General features: G+C 42.3%; 6 protein-coding genes and 1 rRNA gene (1 of these 7 cut by a window edge). 3 read left to right on the plus strand and 4 right to left on the minus strand.

Translation table 11 applies throughout. From position 1 onward, the window contains the following. Nucleotides 1–406: 406 nt before the first annotated feature. Together ACE1CI_RS31215 and dnaA are read right to left on the minus strand one after the other, a co-directional pair. Nucleotides 407–1,144, minus strand: coding sequence for a Uma2 family endonuclease (locus ACE1CI_RS31215; protein WP_413262093.1), 738 nt, complete (start codon nucleotides 1,142–1,144; stop codon nucleotides 407–409). 63 nt (nucleotides 1,145–1,207) lie between these two features. Further along, a complete protein-coding gene (gene dnaA, locus ACE1CI_RS31220) occupies nucleotides 1,208–2,578 on the minus strand; it encodes a chromosomal replication initiator protein DnaA (protein ID WP_413262092.1) in 1,371 nt (456 codons plus the stop codon). Between the two features lie 136 nt (nucleotides 2,579–2,714). Between dnaA and ACE1CI_RS31225 the strand changes: the two genes are divergently transcribed. Both ACE1CI_RS31225 and def read left to right on the plus strand, forming a co-directional pair. Then, nucleotides 2,715–3,920, plus strand: coding sequence for an HhoA/HhoB/HtrA family serine endopeptidase (locus ACE1CI_RS31225; RefSeq protein ID WP_496615947.1), 1,206 nt, complete (start codon nucleotides 2,715–2,717; stop codon nucleotides 3,918–3,920). A gap of 44 nt (nucleotides 3,921–3,964) precedes the next feature. Further along, nucleotides 3,965–4,489 (plus strand): peptide deformylase, encoded by a 525-nt coding sequence (def, locus tag ACE1CI_RS31230; RefSeq protein WP_413262090.1) that lies wholly within the window; start codon nucleotides 3,965–3,967, stop codon nucleotides 4,487–4,489. A gap of 231 nt (nucleotides 4,490–4,720) precedes the next feature. Here the strand turns inward: def and argS are convergent, their stop codons facing one another. Together argS and nadC are read right to left on the minus strand one after the other, a co-directional pair. Continuing rightward, complete coding sequence (argS, locus tag ACE1CI_RS31235) at nucleotides 4,721–6,478, minus strand: arginine--tRNA ligase (RefSeq protein ID WP_413262089.1); 1,758 nt, start codon at nucleotides 6,476–6,478, stop codon at nucleotides 4,721–4,723. Between the two features lie 35 nt (nucleotides 6,479–6,513). After that, nucleotides 6,514–7,395 (minus strand): carboxylating nicotinate-nucleotide diphosphorylase, encoded by an 882-nt coding sequence (gene nadC, locus ACE1CI_RS31240; protein ID WP_413262088.1) that lies wholly within the window; start codon nucleotides 7,393–7,395, stop codon nucleotides 6,514–6,516. 291 nt (nucleotides 7,396–7,686) lie between these two features. Between nadC and ACE1CI_RS31245 the strand changes: the two genes are divergently transcribed. Further along, a 16S ribosomal RNA gene (locus tag ACE1CI_RS31245) occupies nucleotides 7,687–8,721 on the plus strand (it continues 454 nt past the right edge of the window).

Here is an 8,721-nt window from a genome sequence, read left to right on the forward strand (position 1 = left end):
TTTTGTTATCAAGCCTGTGGAAAATGTGGAAAAACACTGAAAATACCTGTCTTCTCTGTTTTACAAATTTATGATTCTGTGGAAAACTTGTGGAAAAAACCCCTAAGTTTTCCACAGAGTATTTGTACTTAAAGCTTTTTACTCTAACATCCCGACTTTTTCCCAAATTTTCTCCAGAATAAAATACGGGCGAGTTTAGCCTTATTTTTTAACGACCCAGGAATAAAATTGATATGATGTCTGGCTAATTAGCGATCGCATACTTAAATCCAAAACCTTGTAGAGACGCTATATGCAAGTTGTAGAGACTTTATACCCATGCTGTAGAGACGTTGTATACAACGTCTCTACAATGTATACAACGTCTCTACAATCTTTTTTGGAGATGTCTTATGCGATCGCCAACCTACAGATCCGTCGGATCGATACCCAATTCTCGTAACTTCTGAGCCATCCGTTCGGCTCGTTGCTGTTCCTGTTCCTTAAGTTGCTGTTCCTGTTCCTTAAGTTGGCGTTCCTGTTCTACTGCTTCTTCCGGTGCAGGGATTAAATTTCCTTCTGGTGTAAACAAGCGTAGCATTGACTCATGAATCCCTAACCACAATCCCAACTGCTCGCTCCACAACCTCCCCTGTTCGTTTGGGACGAGTTCTTGATATCGTCCATCAACCAGATGAAACCCTTTGAATTCAAGCGTTTTAGGGTCAAACCAAAAATAATCGGGTGTCCGAAACGTATCCTGGTACAGCTGCTTCTTCAAACCCCGATCGATCTTTGCTGTTTTGGGAGAAAGTACCTCTACAATTACATTGGGATACTTGCCATCTTCTTCCCAAACTACCCAACTTTTGCGCGGTTTTCGCTCAGTTCCTAAAACTACGAAAAAGTCAGGCCCTCGGAATTTCTCTGATTTGCGTTGACGGGGACTATAGTAAATTGTCAGATTACCAAAGGCATAAAAGTCTTGCCTGTCGCGCCATAACCACTCCAGACATTGAATTAACAAGATTAACTGTCGTAAATGGAGTTCGTTTTCCAAGGGTGGTTCATCACTGAGCAAGTCACCTGGAGGAAATATAACATCCTCTAGGACATCAGCTTCTAGATCGTCATCGAAGATTTCTAAGTCTTTGGCAACAGTCATGACTAGAGAGAGTTGAGCAATCCTGCCCTCAGTTTAGCTGGAATTTTTGGGTTGTGCGATCGCTTATCCACGACTGGCTAGGTTTATGCGATCGCTCAACTGCCGCAAAGTTTGTGCCATACTCGGATCGCTATCTCGCAATTGGGCAATTTTGTCACAACTATACATCACAGTTGTATGATCTTTTCCTCCGAATTCTTCACCAATTCGAGGTAAACTCAAATCTGTATGTTGGCGCATCAAATACATTCCAATTTGTCTCGCCACGCTAATTTCCCTTCTGCGGGAATTACCTTTTAAATCATCAATCGGCACATTAAAAGCATCAGCAATTACCAATAAAACTGATTCAGGAGTTACCATTACTTTCTCAGTTGGTGGATTTAAAATCGGCGCAATATTTTCCACCGTCATCGGCAATCCAGAAATCGACATATAAGCCACAGCCCGAATTAATGCACCTTCTAATTCCCGAATGTTAGAAGTGTAATTAGTCGCAATATATTCAATTACATCACGAGGCAACCGCATATTTTCATATTCGGCTTTCTTTTGCAAAATTGCCATTCTTGTTTCTAAATCTGGGGTTTGAATATCAGCAATTAAACCCATAGAAAACCTCGAACAAAGCCGTTCTTGTAAACGGGGGATTTGGTTTGGGGGGCGATCGGACGCTAGAACCACCTGTTTACCAGCTTCGTGTAAAGTATTAAAAGTATGAAAAAATTCTTCTTGGGTATATTCCTTACCTTCAATAAATTGGATATCATCAACTAAAATTACATCAGCTGCCCGATAATGTTCCCGAAAACTCTGCATACTATCCTTACGAATCGCCGCAATTAAATCATTTGTAAATTGCTCGGTTGAAACGTAAAATATTTTAGAATCAGGGGCAATTTCTAAACGGTAATGACCGATCGCTTGCATTAAATGAGTCTTCCCTAACCCAACTCCACCACAAAGAAACAAAGGATTAAATTCTCTTCCGGGAGATTCCGCAACCGCTAAAGATGCAGCGTGCGCCATGCGATTATTTGGCCCAACAACAAACCGAGAAAAAACGTGCTTAGGGTTAAGTGTACTTGGTTTTAATCGATGCCTTTCCAAATTTTCGGAAGTTCTCGCCTCATCGGGTAAGGGCCAAAAAATTTGGGTGTCAGCATTAGTAGAAGTTTCCTCACCTTGGTCAACCGTGAAGTAAATTTCTACAGGATGACCTAAAATGTCTTGTACTACATCTGCGATCGTCTTGATATAGTACTTCTGAAGCCAATTCCGCGCAAATGGGTTAGGTGTGCGAATCACCAAACAATTGTTTTCCAGCTGTTCAGCCGCTGCGGTTTTAATCCAGGTTTCAAAAGTGGGGCGGCTTAATTGTACCTGTAACCGTTCCAATACTTGACTCCAGAGACTCTCAAGACGAACGTCCACAAACTTTTCCCCTAGTGCTAACAGGCAAAAATCAATTATGCCATCAGCTTAACAACTCTACAGTGGTAGATATAAGCCAACCAAGGTTAATCGGATTCGTGCAGTATAAGAATTAGATGCTTGATTTGACAAAACCATGATATTGGTCAATTTTCCGGGAAGAAAACCAACTATTCAGCGAGTGTTGCTAACGGTAGCAGCAGGGATTGCATTTTTATCCGGCTGTTCCCGACCTTCGGCTTTAAAAAGCGAACCTGATTCATCCGACAATCAAAATCAAAACTCTCCCATTCCAGTTTCCCAAACAAATCCCAGAACTTCTAACTTTGTCGTCGAAGCGGTGGAAAAAGTTGGCCCAGCAGTTGTAAGAATAGACTCTTCTCGTAGAGTTAGGACGGATATAGCTGAAGGATATGGCGATCCATTTTCTCGCAGATTTTTTGGCGCACCTCCACCTTCCCGCAGAGTACGACAAGGAACGGGATCGGGTTTTTTAATTAATGCTGAAGGACAAGTTTTAACTAATGCTCATGTAATTGATGGTGCAGATACAGTTAAAGTAACGCTTAGTGATGGTCGTAGTTTTGCAGGTAAAGTTTTAGGTGAAGACAAAGTAACTGATATTGCAGTAGTAAAAATAAATGCTAATAAGTTGCCTACGGTTGCTTTAGGTAATTCGGAAAGGTTACAACCAGGAGAATGGGCGATCGCAATTGGTAATCCTCTTGGTTTAGATAAAACTGTTACTGTGGGTGTAATTAGTGCTACTGAAAGAAGCAGTTCCCAAGTAGGAGTTCCCGACAAACGCATTGGTTTTATTCAAACAGATGCAGCGATTAATCCTGGTAATTCGGGAGGGCCTTTGTTAAACTCTCGTGGTGAAGTAGTTGGGATTAATACAGCAATTATTGGTGGTGCTCAAGGTCTAGGTTTTGCCATTCCAATTAATCGAGCCCAACAAATTGCTCAACAATTAATATCCAGAGGCAAAGTCGATCATCCTTTCATCGGCGTGCAAATGGTAGATTTAACTCCTGAAGTTAAAGAAAGGTTGAAAGCTGCTAGCGATGGCAAAATTAATATAACTGCTAATCGCGGAGTTTTGGTTATTCGCACTGTCAGTAATTCTCCCGCATCTAGAGCAGGAATCAAGCCAGGAGATATAATTCAAAAAATTGGCGATCGCACTGTCAGCAAATCCGATCAAGTCCAGGACGAAATAGAGAAATATAAGGTTGGCGATCGTTTAAACATCCAACTCCAACGCAATAATCAATCTCAGAATTTACAAGTCCAGCTTAGTCCACTCCCTGCTAGCACAACAACAGAAGATGAACCTTAAAATAGTTAGTTAGTTTCTTCCCTTACTCATAATCTTGAATCATTATGTCTGAAATCTTGCAAATCTCCCAACTTGGTAATCCCATCTTACGCCAACAAGCCCAACCAATTCATGATGTTCATGATGAACGAATTCAAAAACTAATTGATGATTTAATCAATACTGCTGTTGCTCAAAACGGCGTTGGGATAGCTGCACCCCAAGTAGCAAAATCGTATCGTCTCTTTATTGTTGCGTCTCGTCCAACTCTCAGATATCCCAACGCTCCCTCAATGCCTGCAACCGCAATGATTAATCCTCGCATTATCGGACATTCAACAGAGGTAGTAAAAGATTGGGAAGGTTGTTTGAGTGTTCCGGGAATTCGCGGTTTAGTCCCCAGATATCAGACAATTGAAGTTGAATATACGACGAGAGATGGCAAGTTAGAAAAACAAGAATTAACCGATTTTGTCGCCAGAATTTTCCAACATGAATATGATCACCTAGACGGTATGGTATTTTTAGATCGCCTAGAAACCACCAAAGATATCATCACCGAACAAGAATACCAAAAAATCATCCTCTAAAATAGGTTCGTTGTATCGACTTTAGTCGTTCTCTTCCCGAAGCGGAACACTAAAGTGTTCACAACGAACCTCATGATTTAAAGTTTGTTGTATCGACTTTAGTCGTTCTCTTCCCGAAGCGGAACACTAAAGTGTTCACAACGAACCTCATGATTTAAAGTTCGTTGTATCGACTTTAGTCGTTCTCTTCCCAAAGCGGAACACTAAAGTGTTCACAACGAACCTAATAGTTTACATTCTTTCTAAGACTTGAATCCCCAATAAAGACAATCCCAGTTTGAGAGTTCTAGCAGTAATATCGCAAAGAATCAAACGCGAACTTCTTTGCGGTTCTTCTGCTTTTAATACTTCGCGTTTTTCATAGAACTTGTTGAACTTTTTACTCAGTTCATACAAGTACTCACAAAGACGATTAGGTAACAAATCTTGCTCAATACTTTTGAGAATTTCGCCCAGTTGTAGCAAATGTTTTGCTAATACAAATTCTTCCTCTTCTTGCAATAGCACTTTAGCATATTTTTGTAATTGCTCAAAGTCTATATTCCCCTTACGTCCAATGCTACGAATCCGCGCATAAGCATAAAGTAAATAGGGTGCGGTATTCCCTTCAAGAGAGAGCATTTTATCGAAACTGAAGACATAGTTGCTGTTGCGATTTTGGCTTAAGTCAGCATATTTAACCGCACTAATACCAATTATTTGAGCAACATTAGCGATAAATTCTTCAGATTCTTGGCGATTATCTTTTTTTAGTCTAGCTTCTAAGTCGGCGCGAGCATGAGCGATCGCTTCATCCAACAAATCTTTTAATCGTACAGTGTCCCCAGAACGAGTTTTTAACTTCTTGTTATCTTCACCCAGAACTAGCCCAAAAGGAACATGAACTAACTCTAAATTATCAGGAATCCAACCAGCACGTTTTGCTACTTGAAAAACCTGTGCAAAATGATTTGCTTGCCCTGCATCAGTAACGTAAATAATTCTCTGGACACGATCTTGAAGAATCCGATAACGTAATGCAGCTAAATCAGTAGTGGCGTAGTTATAACCCCCATCGGATTTTTGCACAATTAAAGGCAAAGGTTGACCTTCTTTGTTACTAAATCCCTCTAGGAAAACACACTGAGCACCAGCATTTTCTTCCAGTAATCCTGTCTTTGCCAAATTTTCAACAACATCTGGTAACAAAGGATTATAAAAAGACTCTCCCCTTTCCGTTAGTTTAACATCTAGCAAATTGTAAATTACTTGAAATTCCCGCCGAGATTGTTCGCAAAGTAACTGCCATGCGCGACGCGAATCTTCTACACCAGATTGTAATTTTACAACTTCTTTCCTTGCCGTTTCTTGGAAAGTTTCATCTTCATCAAACCGCTTTTTAGCCTTACGATAAAACTCAACTAAATCGCCCAAATCAACTGCATTAGCGGTAATCAATGCTTCCGGGCAAACTTCTCTCAAATAGGCAATCAACATTCCAAATTGAGTTCCCCAATCTCCCACATGATTGAGTCTGAGAACATCTTGCCCTTGAAATTCTAAAATCCGGGCAATACAATCACCAATAATTGTTGAACGTAAATGTCCAACGTGCATTTCTTTGGCAATATTAGGACTGGAAAAATCAACAATTACTCGTTGAGGATTTTTGGTTGGTGAAATTCCTAAACGAGAATCTGTTTGAATAGCATTTATTTGCCCTTCCAAATATTCCGGTTTAATGGTTAAGTTAATAAAACCAGATCCAGCTATTTCTGGAGTCAGACAGATATCTGCTATGTCAAGATGCCGAATTATTGTTTCTGCGATCGTCCTTGGTGCTTGTTTCAGTTGCTTAGAAAGCACCAATGCAGCATTAGATTGATAATCACCAAATTTAGGATTGCTAGCAGACACCAACATCGGATCTACTTCAGCATAATCATTACCAAAAGCTGCAATCAAAGCTTTCTGAAACTTCGTTTTTAATTGTTCAATCGTGGAATTCATGGAAATTTTTGCTTACAACCTAAGCAACTTGTCTTTTAATTCATGGTATTCATATCCAGCTTCATACTCACATCTAACCAAGTAGAACGAGTAATAGGTGCGCTGGTGGAAATATAGTCTATCCCAGTTTCAGCGACTGCACGGATATTTTCTAGAGTAATATTGCCTGATGCTTCAATTTTAATCCGATGGTTAAACTGACGGATAATCTCTACCGCTTGGTACATCATTTGTAGCGGCATATTATCTAGCATGATAATGTCAGCACCATGTTCTAGAGCTTCTTTGATTTGATTAATGTTTTCCGTTTCTACTTCAATGGTTAGGGGAAAGGGCATTTGATCGCGAATAAGTGCGATCGCATTTCCAATCCCACCAGCCGCCTGAATATGATTATCCTTAATCATCACCGCATCATCCAAACCCATGCGATGATTCACCGCCCCCCCTAGTTGCGATGCGTACTTTTCCAATAATCGCAAACCCGGTCTAGTTTTGCGAGTATCGACTAATTTCACAGGTAAATCTGCAATTTTATCTACATACTGCCGAGTCAGAGTCGCAATCCCACTCAAGTGCATAACTATATTTAAAGCCACCCGTTCTCCCATTAACAACGCATCAGCAGGGCCATGTATTCGCGCAATCACGTCCCTTTTCTCGCACCAAGTTCCCTCAGCAACTATTGGCACAAAGCGCACTTGCTGACTCATAAACTGAAAAACCCTAGAAGCAATGGGTAATCCAGCGATGACCCCTGCTTCTTTAGCAATCCACTCCGCCCTTCCCACGCGCACCTGTCCTGATAATAGGCTTTGCGTAGTGCGATCGCCTCGACCCAAATCCTCCAACAACCAATTCTGTAGGATAGAATCCAAAACCAACCAAGACGGTAAAACAGCAGTTGTATTAACCACTTAATTTTTCCTCTGTAACTTTTAGTCTTCTGGAGTTAACTTAACTCAAAACCCTCTCCAAAAGCCAATCCTGACCTTCCAAAAAAAAAGTTTAGAAAAAGTGTTGACAAACCCTTTAGGGGTTGATACATTAGTAAAGCGGTCGAGAGAAAGCCAAGCACAAGCAAAGCACTCCAAGTCGCGCCCGAACCTAGAAAAAAGTATAGTTTGAAAGCCAAAAAAAGCCAAGCTCGTCAAAGAAATTTATAAAGAGTTTCTAGCGTAGCTGGAAACAAAAAGAGTCAATAGTATCAAATGGAGAGTTTGATCCTGGCTCAGGATGAACGCTGGCGGTCTGCTTAACACATGCAAGTCGAACGGGCTCTTCGGAGCTAGTGGCGGACGGGTGAGTAACGCGTGAGAATCTAGCTTCAGGATGGGGACAACAGAGGGAAACCGCTGCTAATACCCGATGTGCCGAAAGGTGAAAGATTTATTGCCTGAAGATGAGCTCGCGTCCGATTAGCTAGTTGGTAGGGTAAGAGCCTACCAAGGCGACGATCGGTAGCTGGTCTGAGAGGATGACCAGCCACACTGGGACTGAGACACGGCCCAGACTCCTACGGGAGGCAGCAGTGGGGAATTTTCCGCAATGGGCGAAAGCCTGACGGAGCAAGACCGCGTGAGGGAGGAAGGCTCTTGGGTTGTAAACCTCTTTTCTCAAGGAAGAAGATCTGACGGTACTTGAGGAATCAGCATCGGCTAACTCCGTGCCAGCAGCCGCGGTAATACGGAGGATGCAAGCGTTATCCGGAATTATTGGGCGTAAAGCGTCCGTAGGTGGCTCTTCAAGTCTGCCGTTAAAACCAGTGGCTTAACCACTGAGGGGCGGTGGAAACTGAAGAGCTAGAGTGTGGTAGGGGTAGAGGGAATTCCCAGTGTAGCGGTGAAATGCGTAGAGATTGGGAAGAACACCGGTGGCGAAAGCGCTCTGCTGGACCACAACTGACACTCACAGGACGAAAGCTAGGGGAGCGAAAGGGATTAGATACCCCTGTAGTCCTAGCCGTAAACGATGGATACTAGGTGTTGTGAGTATCGACCCTCACAGTGCCGTAGCCAACGCGTTAAGTATCCCGCCTGGGGAGTACGCACGCAAGTGTGAAACTCAAAGGAATTGACGGGGGCCCGCACAAGCGGTGGAGTATGTGGTTTAATTCGATGCAACGCGAAGAACCTTACCAGGACTTGACATGTCGCGAATCCTCTTGAAAGGGAGGAGTGCCTTCGGGAGCGCGAACACAGGTGGTGCATGGCTGTCGTCAGCTCGTGTCGTGAGATGTTGGG

This window comes from Floridaenema flaviceps BLCC-F50 (assembly GCF_041929275.2).
Classification (GTDB): domain Bacteria; phylum Cyanobacteriota; class Cyanobacteriia; order Cyanobacteriales; family Aerosakkonemataceae; genus Floridanema; species Floridanema flaviceps.